Source organism: Pseudomonas sp. FR229a, from assembly GCF_030209115.1.
Classification (GTDB): domain Bacteria; phylum Pseudomonadota; class Gammaproteobacteria; order Pseudomonadales; family Pseudomonadaceae; genus Aquipseudomonas; species Aquipseudomonas moraviensis_A.
The window spans coordinates 53,304-71,478 of record NZ_JARVSP010000020.1 but is presented as its reverse complement, the minus strand read 5'-3'; the positions used below and the strand labels follow the sequence as shown (position 1 = coordinate 71,478).

The window sequence follows — 18,175 nt, the reverse complement described above, 5'->3', positions numbered from 1 at the left end:
CCGCATGCTCCTTTAACGTCAGCAAACCTTCCGCTCGTTGAAAAGGATCATTCGATGAACGCATCAAACACAACTTTTTCGCTGGCACCGGTTTATCGCAAAGCCCTGAAAACCTGGCGCCCGGTCATTCTCTATTTCGCCAATGAACACTGCCCCGCGTGCGAATGGGCGGGGCCGGTTTTTCGGCGGATTGCCGAGCCTTATCGATTGCGTGCCAATGTCTACATGCTCGATACCAGCCAGTCGCCCAGGCACCCAAACGTGACCGGCACGCCGACGGTGCTCTTCTACAAGGGCGGCAGGCTGATAAAAAAACTCGAAGGTATTGGGACTGAAGAAACTCTGGCACGGGATTTCGCCGCGCATATCGGCAAGACCAAAGCGCCCGTTGCCGCGCGCAAACGAACGCATGATCTGACTTGGTTACGCCGAACACTCCGTACTTTGCGTACAGTCCCACTTGCACGCCTGCGCCGGATGTTCTGAACGAGCCTCACCAGAGATGTGAAGTGCATGCCAAATCGCCTTCGCGAGCAGGCTCGCTCCCACATCGAACCGCGTTGCAATGTGGGAGCGAGCCTGCTCGCGAAAAGGCCGGCACAGCTGGTAAAAAAAGCGCGAGTATTACGCGGCAGCACGCTCCAGCAGCACCCGCGTGACGCGTCGTTCTTCAACGGCTTTGACGGTCAGTTGCCAGCCTTCGTATTCCAGTCGGTCGCCCATCATCGGCAAGCGATCCAGAAGGCTCATGACCAACCCCGCCATGGTCTGATAGTCATCGGTGGGCTCAGCGCCGAAGCCGGTGCGCTGGCGCACTCGTGCCAAGGGCAGCGCACCACTGACGAGGAATCCACCACGCTCTTCAACCACGTCCGGGCCTTCGATTTCGCTGGCATCGGGTAACTCGCCGGCGATCGACTCGAGGATGTCGGTCATGGTCAGCACGCCGACAAAATCACCGAACTCGTTGACCACGAAAGCAATGTGCGTCGAGGCCGCGCGCATTTGCTCCAGCGCATTGAGGATCGAATAACTTTCGAGCAGATTGAGGGTCTTGCGGGCCAGATGCTCAAGGTTCGGCTCGTTGCCGGCCAGATACTCCTTGAGCAGTTCCTTCTTGTGTACGAAGCCCAACGGCTCATCCACCGCGCCATCGCGAATCAACGGCAAGCGCGAGTAGGACGAATGCATCAACTTCGTACGAATGGTCTCGGCATCATCGGCCAGGTCGATCAGATCGACATCGGCGCGCACCGTCATCAGCTGGCGAATCGGCCGTTCCGCCAGTTGCAGCACGCCGCTGATCATCACCCGCTCACGGCGGTCGAACAGCTCGGCAACCGGCGCTTCACCGTTGTCGAGCAAATCGGAAATCTCCTCACCGACCTCCTCCACTGCGAGTTTGCGCCCGCCGAGCAAGCGCATTACCGCATGCGCAGTGCGCTCGCGCAGCGGACGCAAGCCCTGCATTGAGCGTTTGCGGCGTGCCCGGGCGATCTGGTTGAACACTTCGATGAGGATCGAGAACCCGATCGCCGCATACAGATAACCTTTCGGGATGTGGAAACCCAGACCTTCTGCAGTCAGGGCAAAACCGATCATCATCAGGAAGCCCAGACACAGCATGATCACGGTCGGGTGCGCGTTGACGAAACGGGTCAGCGGTTTGCTGGCGACGATCATCAGGCCGATGGAGATGATCACCGCGATCATCATCACCGCCAGTTCATCGACCATGCCCACGGCGGTAATCACCGCGTCGAGCGAGAACACCGCGTCGAGCACCACGATTTGCGCCACGATCGGCCAGAACAGCGCATAGGCGGTGTTGGTCGAGCGCTCGCCGACGTGGCCTTCGAGGCGTTCGTGCAATTCCATGGTGGCCTTGAACAACAGGAACACACCACCGAACAGCATGATCAGGTCACGCCCGGAGAAGCTCTTGTCGAACACCTCGAACAACGGCTGCGTCAGCGTGACCAGCCAGGAAATACTCGCCAACAGGCCCAGGCGCATGATCAACGCCAGCGACAGGCCGATGATGCGCGCGCGATCACGCTGATGCGGCGGCAGTTTGTCGGCCAGGATTGCGATGAACACCAGGTTGTCGATACCCAGCACCAGTTCCAGCACGATCAGAGTCAACAGGCCTAACCAGGCCGTGGGATCCGCTAACCATTCCATAAAACGTCTCGATCTCTCTTCAGTGAATTCAGGCTGCCGGACACGGCGAAGTGCAACGCGAAGGCTCAAAAGCCGCGTTATCAACCATATTCGGGAGTCGGAAAACGGGATGCTGCGAATGGATCAAGACCGCACGAAGGCGTGCTGGAGAGTGCTGACTGGGAGGCTCCGAGAGGGTGTTCATGTAAGTCCTGAATGAAAAATGGCCTTGGAGCGTACAGGGTCGAAGGGTCCGCTCCACAGCGGCAAATCATTTCAAAATCTGTACAGCCTGGAGAGATGGGTTGACTGTGTTGGCCCCATCGCGAGCCGGCTCACGCCTACAGGGGAACGCATTCCAAATGTAGGAGTGAGCCTGCTCGCGATGAGGCCCGAGCAAACACAGAAAGTTTCAGAGGGAAACCGGCTCATCGATATGCCGATACTGCGCTTGCAGCGCTGTCGCCAGTTCCTTCGCCCGGCCCAGTCGAATCGGCCCGCGCTCGATGTCGATCAGCAGTGCCGGGCACGCCAACGCTGGCAGCGCCGACAGGTCTTTCACCCGACCATCGGTCAGGATCAGACAGCGCTGCATTTCAGTGGGAAAGTGTTTGCGCCGCACCGTGAGCCATTGCTGCGCCTGCTCCAGCGCCGCAAGCAGCGGCGTGCCGCCACCGGCACCCAAACCGTCGAGCCAGAGACGCAGGCCACTGGATGCCTTCAAACCTTGCACCTGCCACTTCGGCGCGGCACCACTGGCCGTCAGCAATGCCAGCCGCGCCCGCTGGCGGTAGGCATCGTCGAACAATTGCGCGAGCAGGCCTTTGGCGTCGCTCAAGGCCTGATGGCGACGGGTCGAGGCCGACGCATCGACGATCACCAACCAGACTTCGTGGGGTGAACGGGTACGCTGCTGAAACAGCAGATCAGCGCGGTTCCGAGGGCGGCCATTGAGCAGCGTCCCCGGCCAGTTCACCGAACCGCTGCTGGCGCTCTGCCGTTGGCCCTGGCGACCATTGGCGAGTCGTCCGGCGCAGGGTCTGGCATTCGCCCCCGCGTCGGATCGGGGGCGAATGCCTAGGGCTTTTTTGCCTGCGGCGGCCAGCTCGGGACTTCGCGACGGGCGCCGGCAAGTTGCGCGGTGGCCGGCATTTCGCCCCATTGGCCCTGCCCTTCGCCGGGTTTGCTCTCTGCACCTGACGGCGGTGGCGCAGGCGACTCAGCGTTCGCCGAAGGTTGTTCGCGACGGCGATGGCGCAAGGCAAATTCGGCCACCGCATCGATGTCCTGCTCGGCAATCGCATCCGCGCCACGCCAAGCGGCATGGGCGCGGGCCGCGCGCAACCACACCAGATCGGCGCGCAAGCCATCGACGCCTGCAGCGAAACAACGCTCGGTAATCAGCGCCAATGCTGCATCGTCCAGAGGGATTTCCACCAACAGCTTCCGGGCGCTTTCACAGCGCGAGCGCAAGGCGTGTTGCTCGGTTTCCCACTGCGCGCAGAACGCCTGCGGATTGCTGTCGAAATCCAGCCGTCGGCGAATGATCTGCCCGCGCTCGGTCGGCGCGGTATGGCCGCTGAGGGCGACATTCAAGCCGAACCGATCGAGCAATTGCGGGCGCAACTCGCCCTCTTCCGGGTTCATGGTGCCGATCAGGACGAATTTCGCCGAATGTCGATGGGAAATGCCGTCGCGCTCGATCAGGTTGGTGCCACTGGCGGCGACATCGAGCAGCAGGTCCACCAGGTGGTCGGGCAGCAGATTGACTTCATCGACGTACAGCACGCCACCGTCGGCCTTGGCCAGCACCCCCGGGGAAAACTTCGCGCGACCGTCACTCAGGGCGGCGTCAAGATCAAGCGTGCCGACCAGACGCTCCTCAGTAGCACCCAGCGGCAAGGTGACGAATTGGCCGCTGGCGAGCAGATCCGCCAAGCCCCGCGCCAGTGTCGACTTGGCCATGCCACGCGGACCTTCGATCAGCACGCCACCGATTTTCGGGTCGATGGCCGTCAGGCACAGGGCGAGTTTCAGGTCATCGGCGCCGACCACGGCGGAGAGCGGGAAATGCGGGCTGTCGGTCATCAGGTTTTCTCTTTCGTGGTCGTGAGTGGTCTTGAAATTTAGGTGGGGCAGTTGTTGCCCTCACCCTAGCCCTCTCCCAGAGGGAGAGGGAACTGACCGTGTTGGTCTTTCGAGTTCCGTCGACCTGATGCATCGGTGCGACACACATTTCGACAGCGCTAAAGATCGGCGCCCTCTGCCTTCGGGAGAGGGCTGGGGTGAGGGTAGCTCTGAGCGGTTACATGTCTTCCTCTATATCCAAGAGCAAATTCTCTAACGCTTCTTTATAAGCCCCCGGCTCCTGCCACATCCCCCGCTGCTGCGCCTCGAGCATGCGCTCGGTCATGTCGCGCAGCGCGTGGGGATTATGCTCACGGACAAAATCCCGCGTCGCCGGATCGAGCAAATACGCATCCGCCAGCAACGCGTATTGATGATCATCGATCAACTGCGTGGTCGCATCGAAGGCGAACAGATTATCAACGGTCGCAGCGAGTTCGAACGCGCCTTTATAGCCGTGACGCTTGACCCCGTCGATCCACTTCGGATTCGCTGCCCGCGAGCGCACTACGCGGTTCAGCTCTTCCTTCAAGGTACGGATCTTCGGCAGATCCGGCTGACTGTGATCGCCGTGATAGCTGGCCGCCGCCTCGCCGCGCAGGCTTTCCACCGCAGCGAGCATGCCGCCCTGAAACTGGTAATAATCGTTGGAATCGAGCAGGTCATGCTCGCGGTTGTCCTGGTTTTGCAGGACTGCCTGCACCTGGCTCAGGCGCTGGCTGAATTGCTCACGTGCGGCCGTACCCTCGTCAGCGCCGCCGTAAGCATAGCCGCCCCAGTTCAGGTAAACCTCAGCGAGGTCTTCGCGGGTCTGCCACAGACGCCCGTCGATAGCGCCTTGCACTCCGGCGCCATAAGCCCCCGGCTTGGCGCCGAAGATCCGCCACCCGGCCTGACGCCGCGCGGTATCTTCATCGACGCCCGATTTCAACAGAATCTCGCGCTCGGCACGCACTTTGGCGGCCAGTGGATTCAAGTCGTCCGGTTCGTCCAGCGCGGCCACCGCTTGCACGGCGGCGTCGAACAGGCGGATCAGATTGGCAAATGCATCACGGAAAAAACCCGAAACCCGCAGCGTCACGTCGACTCGCGGACGATCAAGCAAACTCAGCGGCAGAATCTCGAAATCATCCACGCGCTGACTGCCCGTGGCCCAGACCGGACGCACGCCCATCAGCGCCATGGCCTGAGCAATGTCATCGCCGCCGGTGCGCATGGTTGCAGTGCCCCAGACGGACAAGCCGAGGTGGCGCAAGTGATCGCCGTGATCCTGCAGATGCCGTTCGAGAATCAGCGTGGCGGACTGGAAGCCGATGCGCCACGCGGTGGTCGTCGGCAGATTTCGCACGTCCACCGAGTAGAAGTTGCGCCCGGTGGGCAGCACGTCGAGGCGGCCACGGCTGGGTGCGCCGCTGGGGCCGGCCGGGACGAAACGACCGCTGAGGGCGTCGAGCAGACCGCGCATTTCCGCCGGGCCGCAAGCGTCGAGGCGTGGGGCGACGACTTCGCGCAGGGACTGGATGATTACATTTACGTCAGACCACCCCGATCCCTGTAGGAGCGAGCCTGCTCGCGATAGCGGTGTGTCATTCAACACTGAATTGCCTGATCCGCCGCCATCGCGAGCAGGCTCACTCCTACAGGGGGATTGCAGTGTCTGGGAGATCAGGTCGGTGGCAAACAGTTCGAGGCGCTCGCGGGTGTCGCCGGCGGTGCGCCACAGTTCATCGCTGACGGCTTGCAACTCGCTCGGTCGCGGGCCGTTCCACGGATCGGCCAATGTGCAATCCAGCGGATCGAAGCCCAATTCAAACGCCTTGGCCAAGGCCCGCAACAGGCTCGACTGCGCGCCCTTGCCGTCACCGCGCGGAATCCGCAGCAACGCCAGTAACGTGTCAATGCGCAAGCGCCCGCTCGGCGACTCACCGAAGATGTGCAAGCCATCGCGAATCTGCGATTCCTTCAAATCGCACAGATAAGTGTCCAGGCGTGGCAGCCAGATCGCCGCATCGGCATCGCTGTCGAGCGCAGCATCCAGCTGCAATTCGCGGTCGATTTGCGTGTCACGCACCAGTTGCAGAATGTCGCGCTGAAGCTCACGGGCGCGGCGTGGATCGAGCAGTTGCGCCTCGTAATATTCGTCGGCGAGCAACTCCAGATTGCGCAGCGGCCCATAGGTTTCGGCGCGGGTCAGCGGCGGCATCAAATGGTCGATGATCACCGCTTGCGTGCGCCGTTTGGCCTGGGCGCCCTCGCCCGGGTCGTTGACGATAAACGGATAGATATTCGGCAACGGCCCGAGCAGTGCGTCCGGCCAGCAATTCTCTGATAGACCGACGCCTTTGCCCGGCAGCCATTCGAGGTTGCCGTGCTTGCCGACATGGATTACGCCGTGAGCGCCGTAGGTGTTGCGCAACCAGAAATAGAACGCCAGATAGCCGTGCGGCGGCACCAGATCCGGGTCGTGATACACCGCGCTCGGATCGACCTGATACCCGCGCGCCGGTTGAATGCCGACGAAGGTCAGAGCGAACCGCAGGCCGGCGATCATCAGGCGCCCGTCGCGGCACATCGGATCGTTGTGTGGCGATCCCCACCGCTCGAGCACCGCAGCGCGATTCGCTTCCGGCAGCGCGTTGAACATCGCCAGATAATCGTCCATCGCCAGGCTTTGCTGGCATGGGCGCAGGTCAAGGCTGTCGAGGTCATTGCTGACCCCGCCGAGCAGTTGCTGAATCAGCTCGGTGCCGCTGTCGGGCAACTCGGCAGTGACCGGATAACCGTGTTCGCGCAGTGCGCGCAGGATGTTCAGCGCCGCTGCCGGCGTATCGAGGCCGACACCGTTGCCGATGCGGCCGTCGCGGGTCGGGTAGTTGGCGAGGATCAGCGCGACGCGTTTCTCGCCGTTGGGCACGCGCGCCAGATCAATCCAGCGCCGCGCCAGTTCGGCGACGAAATCCATGCGCTCGGGCTGGGCGCGGTAGCAGACCACATCGGACTGACTGCGCTCGCTGCGCCAGGCCAGATCCTTGAAGCTGATCGGCCGACTGATGATGCGCCCGTCGAGCTCCGGCAAGGCAATGTGCATCGCCAGATCCCGCGGCCCAAGGCCCTGTTCGCTGTCGCGCCAGCCGGGCTCGTTGTCCTGGGCGCAAATCGCCTGGATCACCGGAATGTTGCGGCGAAACGGGCGCAGATGCGGCGCTTCGGGGCTGGATTGGGCAAAACCGGTGGTGTTGAGAATCACCCCGGCCTCGACCTCATCCAGCCAATCCTCGACCACCGACAGGCAGCCAGGTTCTTTCAGACTGGCCACCGCGATCGGCAGCGGATTGAGCCCGGCCGCCTGCAAACGCTGACAGAACACATCGATGAACGCGGTGTTCGCCGCTTGCAAGTGCGAGCGATAAAACAACAGCGCCGCCACTGGTTGAGCAGGCAGCCACCCGGCTTGCCAGTCGCTCAGGGCAGCGCTGTTTTTCTGTGGGTGATAAATCGCCGTACGCGGCAGGGTCTGCGGTTCGCTCCACGGGTAATCGCGGGCGAACCATTGGTTGCCCAGGCACCGGAAGAAATCCAGCGCATTGCCCATGCCGCCCTGACGCAGGAATTGCCAGAGGCGATCCCGTGCTTCGGCGCTGACCGTGCTCAAGTCGCTGAGCTCGGGGTCCGGGCGGTCGTCGCCGGGCACCAGAATCAGTTGCACGCCGCGTTCGGACAGTTCGATCAGCCGCTCGACACCATAGCGCCAATAGGCGATGCCGCCGTGCAGCGAGATCAGAATGACCTTGGCGTGGCGCAGCACTTCGTCCACGTACAGATCGACCGACGCGTGATTCTGCACCTGCATCGGGTTGGCCAGACGCAGGCTCGGATAATCCTCCGGCAATTGCTGCGCAGCTTCGGCGAGCAGCGCCAGGCTGGAATCGCCGCTGCACAGGATTACCAGCTCGGCCGGGGTTTGTCCGAGGTCGGCAATGTTGTCATCCGAGACGAATCCGCCGGGCTGGGTCCTGAGCAGGTGCATGAGTTAAACGCTGAGCGCAGCGCGCAATTGCGCTTCGAGCTGCGCAGCATCGAGTTCCTGACCGATCAGCACCAGGCGCGTGACGCGGGCTTCTTCGGCGCCCCACTGGCGGTCGAAATGCTTGTCGAAACGCGTGCCTACCCCCTGGATCAACAGGCGCATCGGCTTGTTCGGAATCGCCGCGAAACCTTTCACGCGCAGGATGCCGTGTTGCACCACCAGTTGCGTCAACGCATCGAGCAGCAGGCTCTCATCAGCTTGCGGCAGTTCGATGGAGATCGAATCGAAGGCGTCGTGATCGTGGTCGTCGTCATCACCGTCGTGGTGGTGATCGTGGTGGCTGTGGCGGCTGTCGATGTGCTCCTCGGAACCGGCACCGAGGCCGATCAGCACGTCGAGTGGCAGGCGACCGTTGCTGGCTTCGATGATTTTCACTGCTGGCGGCAGTTCTTCGGCGACTTCAGCGCGTACCCGAGCCAGATCTTCCGGGCTGGTCTGATCGGCCTTGTTGAGGATGACCAGATCGGCGCTGGCCAGTTGATCGGCGAACAGCTCGTGCAGCGGCGATTCATGGTCGAGATTCGGATCAAGCTTGCGCTGGGCGTCGACCTGATCCGGGAACGCGGCAAAGGTGCCAGCGGCCACGGCCGGGCTGTCGACCACGGTGATCACCGCGTCGACGGTGCAGGCGCTGCGGATTTCCGGCCACTGGAAGGCTTGCACCAACGGCTTGGGCAGGGCCAGGCCGGAGGTTTCGATAAGGATGTGATCGAGGTCACCCCGGCGGGCAACCAGTTCACGCATTACCGGGAAGAACTCTTCCTGCACCGTGCAGCACAGGCAGCCATTGGCCAATTCGTACACCCGGCCACTGGCCTCTTCTTCGGTGCAGCCGATGGTGCATTGCTTGAGGATTTCCCCGTCGATACCCAGCTCGCCAAACTCATTGACGATCACCGCGATGCGCCGGCCCTGAGCGTTGTCGAGCATATGGCGCAGCAGCGTGGTTTTGCCCGAACCGAGGAAACCGGTGACGATGGTGACGGGAAGTTTGGCCAGTGTTTTCATCGGTATGCCCTTTGGCAAGCGGCGGGCATACGGGACGAGAACCGGCAGCGCGCGTGCGCGTCGGAAGCATTCGCCACCGGATCACCCCGCCCGGTTGTAGTGAGAATCTGTGACGAGGCAGGTCTCCTGGCTGACGGTGTTCAGGCGCCGGGCCTGGCATTCGTTGCGCCTTCCCGCTGGCTTGAGCCTGCAGTGGCGTGGCAACGAACATCACCGTTCACAGTTGCGGGGGCAGCCGCGGCTTCGACCGCGTTCCCTTCTTAGCTTCGGCAAGTGCCGAAGAACCTCGAAAGCGCAAGGCTACGCATGCCCGGGAGGCGGGTCAACAGCTGCAACGTCGCCGCTATATGAACATGAATCTTTCATATATAAGCCGCGATCAGTTCTCATTTAAAAATTTGTCTGTAAGTTATTTCCTACATATATGGATGCACGCATTAAAATCCAACTCGCGCTAGAGCGTGAATTAGAGCCATTAAACAACCGCATTACATTTCTTTACAAAAACCAAATTGATAATTTGAAACAGGATATGAACTATAAATATTCATACGGACTATGAATCACACATAAAAGGATTTTCTGCATGCCTGATTTTCGTCAGCGTTCAATCCTGTTTTTTCATAACCAGACTGTAAGCGAGTCAGCACCGTGAGCGCTGGCAATGCATTACGGCAATCAGACCAAGCCGTATTAAAACAACTTTCCGAATTGCTGGGTAATTGCCACTACGCGCACAGTTACGATTATCCAATGGCAGAACTTGCATCGCTCGGTCGGGACGCGTTCCGCGACTTTAATGCGACCTGGGAGCGTTTGTGCACCGATGCGTACTTGAGCGCGGAGAACGGTAGCCGCGAGCGGCGCATCTGCAAGTTCGAATATCGCCACCGCGAAGGCCAGTGGACGCCGTTGCCCGACTGCCACTTTTTTCAGACCGAAGCGCACAATCCGCTGCTGGGCGGCGTCCAGCGCACTTATCAGCGCAGCGAAGCGACGTTTATCGAGTCCGCAGTATTGCGCTCGTTGCTGGCCGCCGACCTGGCGCTGATGGAGTTGACGGTCGGCCGGCGTGACTGGCTAGTGACCTGCCATCAGTTCCGCATCCTGTGCGAACCAGGCCATAGCGGGCACGCCACGCCCGAGGGCCGGCATCGTGATGGGCATGATTTTGTTTTTCAACACCTGATCAATCGCCAGCATGTCATTGGCGGTGAGAGCCGGATATTCCATGACGATAGCGGCTGTGTGTTCAGCGCAACGCTTACGGATTATCTGGAAACTATCGTGTTGAATGACCGGGTACTTATGCACGAAGTTTCTCCATTGCAAACATCAGGCATTAATTCCGATCGCGGCAGCCGCGACATGTTGATCATTGACTTCGACCTGGCGGACTTCTAATGAATCATTCAAATCATGCACTTCCCATCGCCCTGCCTGGCACCCATGATTTTATTCTGAAGCAGTTCCAGCAAGCCTGTTCGCGGCGAACTTCCACACTGTCGTTGACGGCCAATGAAAACATCCTGTCAGACACTGCGCGCACGCTCGGGCAAAACCGGCACTACGAGCGCTATCTGTTCAACGCCAAGGCCATTGACGGGCAGCGCTACGCCGCCGAATTCAACGGTATGCAGATCGAACACTTTCCTGAAGTCGAGACATTGAAGGCGTTGGCGACGCAAGCTGTGCAGGCGATGTTCAACGCGCCATTTGTTGAATATCGCGTACTCTCCGGCGTCCATTGCACCCTGAGCGTATTGGCCGCCCTGACCGAACCGGGGAATACCATTGTGTCGCTGGCGCCCGAGAGCGGCGGCCATTTTGCCACTGGACCACTGGTACGACGAATCGGCAGACACAGCGTTTATTGCAGGCTGACAGCAGACGGACAAATCGATCTCGAGCATTTCCAGCAGGTTGTTCAGTCACTCGCTGCGCCTCCCTCGGCGGTGCTGATCGATCATGGCCTGACCATCCGCGCCATCGCCATCAGCCCCTTGCGCGCATTGCTCGACCGCTGCGGACTCGAGCGAACCCTGATTCTCTATGACGCCTCGCATACCTTGGGACTGATCGCAGGTCAGGCATTCCCGAATCCGCTCGACGACGGTGCCGACATCCTGCAAGGCAACACCCACAAGTCCATGGCCGGTCCGCACCGGGCGCTGATCGTCACGCGCCGCGCCGACCTGGCCCGATCGATCGAGCAGACGCTCAGCGGCGGCCTGGTGTCGTCGCCCAATCTGCCCGGTTTGCTGCAACTGTTCGTCACCCTGATGGAAACCGAGTGTTTCGGCCAGGCCTACGCTCGACGCATGTGCGCCAATAGCCAGCAACTGCACGACGCGCTGGTCGACATTCCAGGCTGGAAACTGCACCCCACCGACACGCACTTGCTGCTGCTGGAAGGCGAACAGGCGAGGCACGCGGCGCAGCAGCTCAACGAGCTGGGCATCCGGGTCAACAACAAACAAGTGAACGGTCGGGATTGCCTGCGCTTCGGACTTCAGGAAATCACCCGCCTGGGCATCACCCCAGAGGATCTCGAGACGTTGGCGCAGATTATCCGTAACGTCCTCAATGGCGGTGCAAATGGCGTCGACCGGATCCGTTTGGCCCATATTTGCCAGCGCCTGAACCAGGTTCACTTCAGCTTCGATCAGGAGACATGCCAATGAGCGCGCCAGCCTGCCTGATTCTTGGCAACGTCCGCGATGGCGAATACGAGGGCCTGCTGGCCGAGGGCATCACGCCCCTGCTGATTGCCGACAGCCGCAAAACCAGCAAGATCGCCGACGCGAAGCGGATTTCGCCGGTCGCGCTGTACGACTTTTCCAAGGGACTGACGGCCGAACTGATCGAACTGACGCAACAGTTGCTCAACCAGCACCGCTTCACCAGCGTGCTGAACTTCCGTGAGAGCTACGTCGCCATCTCGGCGCAGCTGTGCGCGGCAATTCCGGCACTGGCTCATCTGCACCGCAACGTCGAGAACACCCTCGACAAGGTGCTGCAGCGGCAACGTTTCCTGCGATCGGACAACCCTGATCTGCACGTAGTGTCACGTGAAGTGCGCATCGACGATCTGCTGGCACGCCCGACTGAACTGCCCTACCCGTTCATTCTCAAACCGGCCAGCCTCTACAGCAGTCTGTTCGTGCGCTGCATCCATGACCGGCAGGAGCTGCTCGATTACGCGACCCATGAATGGCCAATGCTGCAGCGGTACGTCGCCGGCAAAACCCGCGAGAGCGATCAGTTGCTGCTGGAGGAATTCCTTCAGGGGTCCAACCACTCCATTGATTGCGCGATTGAACCGGACGGCACGATCCACAGCTTCGCTATTGTCGATGTCATCGCCGGTATCGATATCGGTCGCGGTGATTTCCACCACTTCGCCCGTTACACGCCTTCGACCCTTGCAGCCGATGCGCATCTGCACGAGCGCTGCCAGCGCCTGGCCCACGACGCGGTTAAAGCCCTTGAGCTCAAGGGCACCTTTGCCCATGTCGAATTCATTCTCACAGCCAACGGCCCGCGAATCCTCGAAGTCGGCGCACGCCCGGGCGGCAGCCGGATTCACGTCATCCGTCAAGCCTGGGACCTGGCACTGGATGTCTGCTACCACCGGGCGCTCAGCGCACAACCGCTGCCTTCGGCCAGTCAGACGCCAACACCGTTCGGCATCGCCACACCCTTTGCCCGTTCCGACCGTCTCTTTGACGGCCTGCACCACGCCGAACGCATTAGCGCTGTGCCGGGTTTTCAGCGCTGGTACGCCTACGTGAATCCGGGAGAGGCCATTGGCCCGGTCAGCAACGGGTTTCAAAACTATCTTTACCTCGAATTCAGACAGCCCGACACCGCAAGCCTGCGCCAGTCACTGCTGGCGGTCGCGGACATCGATGTCTATGGCGAAAACGCCACGGCAGCGGATACCAGACATGTTCTGGTGATCGGCGGGCGCGATTCGGGACTGGATTGGGACACGGCGCGACAGCTGCGCTTTACCCTCGTGCAACAGCCAGCCGATGTCACGGATTACCAGCGTCAGCAGGCAACGCTGGTGCTGACGGCGGATATCGCCGACCTGTCGGCCTACCGCGAAACGATCGAGCGGCTGCACCAGCAACGCCCCTTCGACGCCGTCGTATCGTTCTCGGAACTGGGTCTGTTGCCCGCCTCGCAGCTGGGTGAACAACTGGGTATCAGCCACAACAGCCTGCGCAGCGTCGAAGTCAGCCGCGACAAGTTGCGCTTCCGCCAGTTGCTCCAGGGCAGCCGCTACGAGTTGCCGGCTGCCGCGGTCAACAGTGTCGAGGACGTTCGCGCCTTCGTGCTTCGCCACGGCCCGGCCATTGTCAAACCCGTCGATGGCTCAGGCAGCCTGGGCGTCTACGCCATCGACACGGCGGAAGATGCCGAAGGTCTGGCGCTCGCAGGTCGTAATTTGATCGAAGCGTTCGCCCGGGGTGACGAATACAGCGTCGAGTCCCTGAGCCTGGACGGACGCCATCAGATTCTCGGCATCACCCGCAAACACACCAGTGGCGCGCCGGGTTACGTCGAAACCGGGCATGATTTTCCCGCCGCACTCGACAGCGCCAGTCGCGCCCGGATCGAAGACGCAGTGCTGTGGCTGCTCGAACGCATGGGCAATCGTTGGGGGCCGGCGCATACCGAGATCAAACTCGACGGTTCACGCCTGCATTTCATCGAAACCCAGACTCGCTTCGGCGGTGACCAGATCTGGGAAATGGTCTGGAAAACCACAGGCGTGCACCTCGCCGCCAGCACCATCGCCGGAATGACCGGTATTGCGCTGCCGGCGCCTGCAAAACAGTTCGTGAAAATGGCCATCCGCTACATCGAAGCAGACCCTGCAACCGATCCGCAGCCACTCAAGGCCCGTCTCCTGCAGCAGCCGTTCGCACTGCGCGCGAGCCTCAATCAGGACAGGTTCGGCCGTCCGATCCGCCGCTCCGCCGATCGCCACGGTTACGTGTTGCTGGCCTGCAGTGACGCGGATGACCCGGCGCTTTTCAATGCCGCGATTTCCAACCCTCCCTTCACTACCCAAGGACAGGTGCAATGACCAAAGACCAGACGCTGTACTACATCGATGGACCGATCAGCCGCGACTTTCCGCTGATCTCGTTTTCCACCAACGTATACGACAACCCGGCCGACATTCTTGGTTCGATCACCGATCTGGCCCGGTACTTCAAGGCGGTGGAGTTCGAAATCGGCGAGGATGCCGAACAGGTGTTCTGGTCGCTGGACACCGGCCAACGTACCGAGCTGGCAGGCCAGATCCGCGACTTTACCCATCGACACGGCATCACGCTTACAGTGCATGCCGGGTGGTGGGGGCGTCAGTACAACCTGTGTTCTGCGGATCACGCCGAGCGTGCACAAGCCGTGGACTGTCTCAGCGCAGCCGTGGAGTTCTCCCGTACCGCCGGTGCCACCAGCGTGACGTTCCATCCTGGCTACAAGGACCAACTGGACAATGGTGAACTGCTGGACAACCTGATCGCCGCGATCAATCAGGTCAAGGCCCGTTGCAATACCACCGGCATCGCTCTGTGCCTGGAAAACATGGGTGGCCAGCGTCCGAAGTTCCCGGTATTCACGGTCGAGGAACACCTGCGGTTCCATCGCGAGACGGGTTGTTTCGTGACCATCGACGTAACACACCTCTGTTCTCTAATGCCCTACGGCGACGATTTGTTCGCAGCCATCGCCGCACTGGCGCCGGTTACCCGCCACCTGCACATCGCTGACCTCAATGGCACGCATCATCAGCACCTGCCGATCGGCGAAGGCGATCTGCGTCTGAGCGACGTGCTCAACCGTTTCGCGGTCAATGGTTATCGGGGCGTGGCGGTGGTGGAGGAATTCATCCCGCGCTTTTCCACCGAGTATTACCTGGAGAAGGCCCTGGCCTACAAACAGGGCGTAGAGACCCTACTTGCCGACGCGCGACAGAACACCCATGCCGGCTGAATCGAGTCTGGCGAAACCTGCGGTACACAGCGAGATAGCGACCGGCATCCGCGACGCGCTGCCTTTCGTGTTCTCGCTCTTGCTGACCTTCACCCTGATCGGCATGCTCGGGCGTCGCCATGGCCTGGAGTTGCCGGCCATGGTGGTGTTCAGCGGCACGGTGATGGCCTCGCCGTTGCAACTGACGCTGCTGGAGACGCCCGCGCATCTGCTCAATGCCTTTGGCGTGCTGGTCTCGGCGCTGAGTATCAATTTGCGTTTTCTGGTATTCACCTTGAGCTTGAAATCCAGCCTTGATGGCCCGGTCAAAGCGTTCATCCCGGCGCTGGCGGTGATGGCCAATGCAGCCTTTACGCTGATGTCGATTCGCAAGGAGCAGCAACCGCTCAGCCGCCGCTACGCCAACACCGTGTGTTTTTTGCTGTATGCCGCCGCTCTGCTTGGCACCGTGGCCGGCTATTGCTTCGCCAGCCTGGCCGACAATGCCTTGATGGATCACGCCAGCGTGGTGATCGCGATCTTCCTCAGCGCTTCGCTGGGCAAGATGGCCCGCGACCGTCAGAGCTTCCACGGACAATGGATTGCCGGCCTGGCCAGCGCCGCGAGCCTGTTGTGGCTGGGCGAGATCAGCCTGTTGCTGGTGCTCGCGGTCACCGTCCTGACGAGTTATGCCTATGACCGACCCTAGTACGTTCTGGCTGTACGTGGCGATCTGCGCACTGGTGTCGGCGATCTGCCGCTTGCTGCCCCTGGCAGTCAATGTCGAACGACTGTCGGGCGGCGCCCGCACCTTTATCGATCGATTGGGCAAATACACTTCGGTGGCGATGCTGGTGAGTCTGCTGGCCGGATCGCTTTATCCCCTGGTCAGACAGCACGCGGAGAACATGCCGTGGGTGGCGCCAGTGGCGCTGGCCTGGTTGCTGAGCCTGACGCGAATCAAGTCCTACTATGCGTTTCTGATCGCTTTGGCGTTATACGTGCTGCTCGCAATGCGCTAGCGGTCGATTGACGGCCATCGCCGCCCATGCTCTCCTACACACCTTGTTACGGGTGCCCTTCACAGGGTGAAACGGGAAACCGGTGAATCATGTGCTTTACTCAAAGCCCATGTCAGTCCGGTGCTGCCCCCGCAACGGTAAGCGAGCGAAGCGTCAGATCCACTGTGCCCCGGCATGGGAAGGTGATGCTTGCAGGTCGGCCTGGTGCCAACCCCTCGTGAGCCCGGAGACCGGCCCGCAACACCCAGCGCGCACCAGTGCCGCTGACCACAAACAAACCCGCGGTGGGCGGGCGCTGTTCGAAATCCCCGCGTGCCCGGCTCGCAGGTTTTTTCATGCGCTCGATTCACCCGCTGACATTTCAGAGGGAAGCGCTATGTCGATCATCAGCAATACCGTCAGCCACACTGACCACATCTCCAGCACAGCCACTTTGGGCCAACGCGTGGCTGCCGCCCTCTTCGCCTCGATCCTCGGTGCCAGCCTGGTCTGGTTCGCCGGTTTCTCGCACATCGAAGCGGTGCACAACGCCGCTCACGATACCCGCCACAGCGCCGCGTTCCCGTGCCACTGAGGTCTGCCGAGATGATCAAGCGTATCGCGCAAACCGCAGGCTTCACCGGCTTGCTGGCCGCCCTGCTGCTGACCCTGCTGCAGAGTTTCTGGGTATCGCCATTGATTCTTCAGGCCGAAACCTTCGAGAAATCCGAACCGGTCGCCGAAGTCCACGAGCACGCCGCTGGCACCGCTGCCCACAGCCATGATGCCGAAGCCTGGGAACCGGAAGACGGCTGGCAACGCGTGGTCTCGACCACTGGCGGTAATCTGGTGGTGGCGGTGGGTTTCGCCCTGATGCTCGCTGGCCTGTACACCCTGCGCGCGCCGACCAGGACTTCGCAAGGTCTGCTCTGGGGTCTGGCCGGTTACGCCACGTTCGTTCTCGCACCGACCCTGGGCCTGCCACCGGAGTTGCCGGGTACCGCAGCTGCCGATCTGGCGTCGCGGCAGATCTGGTGGATCGGCACTGCCGCTTCGACCGCGGTCGGTCTGGCTCTGCTCGCCTTCAGCCGCCATTGGCTGATGAAGATCCTCGGTGTGGCGATCCTTGCCGTGCCCCATGTGATCGGCGCACCGCAACCGCAAGTGCATGCCATGCTCGCGCCCGAGGCACTGGAAACCCAGTTCAAAATCGCTTCGCAGCTGACCAACATAGCGTTCTGGCTGGCTCTGGGCCTGATCAGTGCGTGGTTGTTCCGCCGCAAAAGCGCGGGCCATTATCAGGCATGACCGATGACCGCGCCGCGCAGCCGCTGGTTGTCGGTTTTGGCTGCCAGCGCGGCTGCCCGGCCAGTACGTTGCGCGCGCTGCTCGATCAGGCGTTGCAGGCGCATCGCATTGAACTGCGAGCCATCAAGGCGTTGGCCAGTATCGATCTGAAGCGCGACGAACCGGGTCTGCTGGAGCTGGCCACCCAGTTGAATCTGCCATTGCAGTATTTCAGCAGTGCCGAACTGGCCGTTTACCAGCCGCGTCTCAGCCATCATTCGCAAATCGCTTTCGAGCGCACCGGTTGCTACGGCGTCGCCGAAAGCGCTGCGCTGGCCCTGGCCGAGCAGCTGATTCAGGCGCCGGCAAAACTGCTGATCTCCCGGCAGAAATATGCCCAGGCCACGCTGGCATTGGCCGGTGCGGGATAAAACCCGGATAATTCCCGCCATCGATCATGAGCACACTTCATTTGAAGTGCGGCTGCGCTTCTCCTCAAGGATTCAAC

The 18,175-nt window shown here is 61.2% G+C and carries 15 protein-coding genes and 2 riboswitches; of the genes, 10 read left to right on the top strand and 5 right to left on the bottom strand.

Annotated features, from left to right (window positions below; genetic code table 11):
- Window positions 1-54 precede the first annotated feature (54 nt).
- Window positions 55-486 (top strand): thioredoxin family protein, encoded by a 432-nt coding sequence (locus QRN33_RS15220; RefSeq protein WP_285409243.1) that lies wholly within the window; start codon window positions 55-57, stop codon window positions 484-486.
- A gap of 138 nt (window positions 487-624) precedes the next feature.
- Here QRN33_RS15220 and QRN33_RS15215 read toward each other — a convergent pair whose 3' ends face one another.
- From QRN33_RS15215 to cobW, 5 genes are all read right to left on the bottom strand, one after another.
- Entirely contained in the window at window positions 625-2,184 is a 1,560-nt protein-coding gene (locus QRN33_RS15215; protein WP_285409242.1) for a TerC family protein, read from the bottom strand.
- Between the two features lie 391 nt (window positions 2,185-2,575).
- Window positions 2,576-3,325: a vWA domain-containing protein gene (locus QRN33_RS15210; RefSeq protein ID WP_285409241.1), complete on the bottom strand. Its 750-nt coding sequence runs from the start codon at window positions 3,323-3,325 to the stop codon at window positions 2,576-2,578.
- Complete coding sequence (locus tag QRN33_RS15205) at window positions 3,241-4,251, bottom strand: magnesium chelatase ATPase subunit I (RefSeq protein ID WP_285409240.1); 1,011 nt, start codon at window positions 4,249-4,251, stop codon at window positions 3,241-3,243. The genes QRN33_RS15210 and QRN33_RS15205 overlap by 85 nt, the downstream gene beginning before the upstream one ends.
- Window positions 4,252-4,468: 217 nt before the next feature.
- Window positions 4,469-8,317 (bottom strand): cobaltochelatase subunit CobN, encoded by a 3,849-nt coding sequence (gene cobN / locus QRN33_RS15200; RefSeq protein ID WP_285409239.1) that lies wholly within the window; start codon window positions 8,315-8,317, stop codon window positions 4,469-4,471.
- Window positions 8,318-8,320: 3 nt separating this feature from the next.
- Entirely contained in the window at window positions 8,321-9,385 is a 1,065-nt protein-coding gene (gene cobW, locus QRN33_RS15195) for a cobalamin biosynthesis protein CobW (RefSeq protein WP_042610347.1), read from the bottom strand.
- Window positions 9,386-9,484: 99 nt separating this feature from the next.
- Window positions 9,485-9,689: riboswitch (cobalamin riboswitch) on the bottom strand.
- A gap of 347 nt (window positions 9,690-10,036) precedes the next feature.
- Here cobW and QRN33_RS15190 point away from each other — a divergent pair.
- The 9 genes from QRN33_RS15190 (at window position 10,037) to QRN33_RS15150 (ending at window position 18,098) form a co-directional block, all read left to right on the top strand.
- The gene (locus QRN33_RS15190) at window positions 10,037-10,789 is read left to right on the top strand and encodes a 2OG-Fe dioxygenase family protein (RefSeq protein WP_285409238.1); all 753 of its coding nucleotides are present in this window, start codon (window positions 10,037-10,039) and stop codon (window positions 10,787-10,789) included.
- Window positions 10,789-12,069, top strand: coding sequence for a PLP-dependent aminotransferase family protein (locus tag QRN33_RS15185; protein ID WP_285409237.1), 1,281 nt, complete (start codon window positions 10,789-10,791; stop codon window positions 12,067-12,069). Before QRN33_RS15190 ends, QRN33_RS15185 begins: the two co-directional genes overlap by 1 nt.
- Entirely contained in the window at window positions 12,066-14,486 is a 2,421-nt protein-coding gene (locus tag QRN33_RS15180) for an ATP-grasp domain-containing protein (protein WP_285409236.1), read from the top strand. Before QRN33_RS15185 ends, QRN33_RS15180 begins: the two co-directional genes overlap by 4 nt.
- Window positions 14,483-15,400, top strand: coding sequence for a sugar phosphate isomerase/epimerase family protein (locus QRN33_RS15175; RefSeq protein ID WP_285409235.1), 918 nt, complete (start codon window positions 14,483-14,485; stop codon window positions 15,398-15,400). The genes QRN33_RS15180 and QRN33_RS15175 overlap by 4 nt, the downstream gene beginning before the upstream one ends.
- A complete protein-coding gene (locus QRN33_RS15170) occupies window positions 15,390-16,088 on the top strand; it encodes an AzlC family ABC transporter permease (RefSeq protein WP_042610344.1) in 699 nt (232 codons plus the stop codon). The genes QRN33_RS15175 and QRN33_RS15170 overlap by 11 nt, the downstream gene beginning before the upstream one ends.
- Window positions 16,075-16,401, top strand: coding sequence for an AzlD domain-containing protein (locus QRN33_RS15165; protein ID WP_042610343.1), 327 nt, complete (start codon window positions 16,075-16,077; stop codon window positions 16,399-16,401). Before QRN33_RS15170 ends, QRN33_RS15165 begins: the two co-directional genes overlap by 14 nt.
- 33 nt (window positions 16,402-16,434) lie before the next feature.
- Window positions 16,435-16,654, top strand: a riboswitch (cobalamin riboswitch).
- 123 nt (window positions 16,655-16,777) lie between these two features.
- Window positions 16,778-16,975, top strand: coding sequence for a CbtB domain-containing protein (locus QRN33_RS15160; RefSeq protein WP_064361781.1), 198 nt, complete (start codon window positions 16,778-16,780; stop codon window positions 16,973-16,975).
- Between the two features lie 11 nt (window positions 16,976-16,986).
- Window positions 16,987-17,688: a CbtA family protein gene (locus QRN33_RS15155; protein WP_123418372.1), complete on the top strand. Its 702-nt coding sequence runs from the start codon at window positions 16,987-16,989 to the stop codon at window positions 17,686-17,688.
- Window positions 17,685-18,098: a cobalamin biosynthesis protein gene (locus QRN33_RS15150; protein WP_083352927.1), complete on the top strand. Its 414-nt coding sequence runs from the start codon at window positions 17,685-17,687 to the stop codon at window positions 18,096-18,098. Before QRN33_RS15155 ends, QRN33_RS15150 begins: the two co-directional genes overlap by 4 nt.
- Window positions 18,099-18,175: the final 77 nt, after the last annotated feature.

Excerpts from the sequence above, each read along its gene's own strand:
- QRN33_RS15160 (WP_064361781.1), top strand. The coding sequence starts at position 16,778 with ATGTCGATCATCAGCAATACCGTCAGCCACACTGACCACATCTCCAGC.
- QRN33_RS15215 (WP_285409242.1), bottom strand. The coding sequence starts at position 2,184 with ATGGAATGGTTAGCGGATCCCACGGCCTGGTTAGGCCTGTTGACTCTG.
- QRN33_RS15205 (WP_285409240.1), bottom strand. The coding sequence starts at position 4,251 with ATGACCGACAGCCCGCATTTCCCGCTCTCCGCCGTGGTCGGCGCCGAT.
- QRN33_RS15155 (WP_123418372.1), top strand. The coding sequence starts at position 16,987 with ATGATCAAGCGTATCGCGCAAACCGCAGGCTTCACCGGCTTGCTGGCC.
- QRN33_RS15185 (WP_285409237.1), top strand. The coding sequence starts at position 10,789 with ATGAATCATTCAAATCATGCACTTCCCATCGCCCTGCCTGGCACCCAT.
- QRN33_RS15165 (WP_042610343.1), top strand. The coding sequence starts at position 16,075 with ATGACCGACCCTAGTACGTTCTGGCTGTACGTGGCGATCTGCGCACTG.
- QRN33_RS15175 (WP_285409235.1), top strand. The coding sequence starts at position 14,483 with ATGACCAAAGACCAGACGCTGTACTACATCGATGGACCGATCAGCCGC.
- QRN33_RS15180 (WP_285409236.1), top strand. The coding sequence starts at position 12,066 with ATGAGCGCGCCAGCCTGCCTGATTCTTGGCAACGTCCGCGATGGCGAA.
- QRN33_RS15210 (WP_285409241.1), bottom strand. The coding sequence starts at position 3,325 with ATGGGGCGAAATGCCGGCCACCGCGCAACTTGCCGGCGCCCGTCGCGA.
- QRN33_RS15150 (WP_083352927.1), top strand. The coding sequence starts at position 17,685 with ATGACCGATGACCGCGCCGCGCAGCCGCTGGTTGTCGGTTTTGGCTGC.
- cobW (WP_042610347.1), bottom strand. The coding sequence starts at position 9,385 with ATGAAAACACTGGCCAAACTTCCCGTCACCATCGTCACCGGTTTCCTC.
- QRN33_RS15170 (WP_042610344.1), top strand. The coding sequence starts at position 15,390 with ATGCCGGCTGAATCGAGTCTGGCGAAACCTGCGGTACACAGCGAGATA.
- cobN (WP_285409239.1), bottom strand. The coding sequence starts at position 8,317 with ATGCACCTGCTCAGGACCCAGCCCGGCGGATTCGTCTCGGATGACAAC.
- QRN33_RS15220 (WP_285409243.1), top strand. The coding sequence starts at position 55 with ATGAACGCATCAAACACAACTTTTTCGCTGGCACCGGTTTATCGCAAA.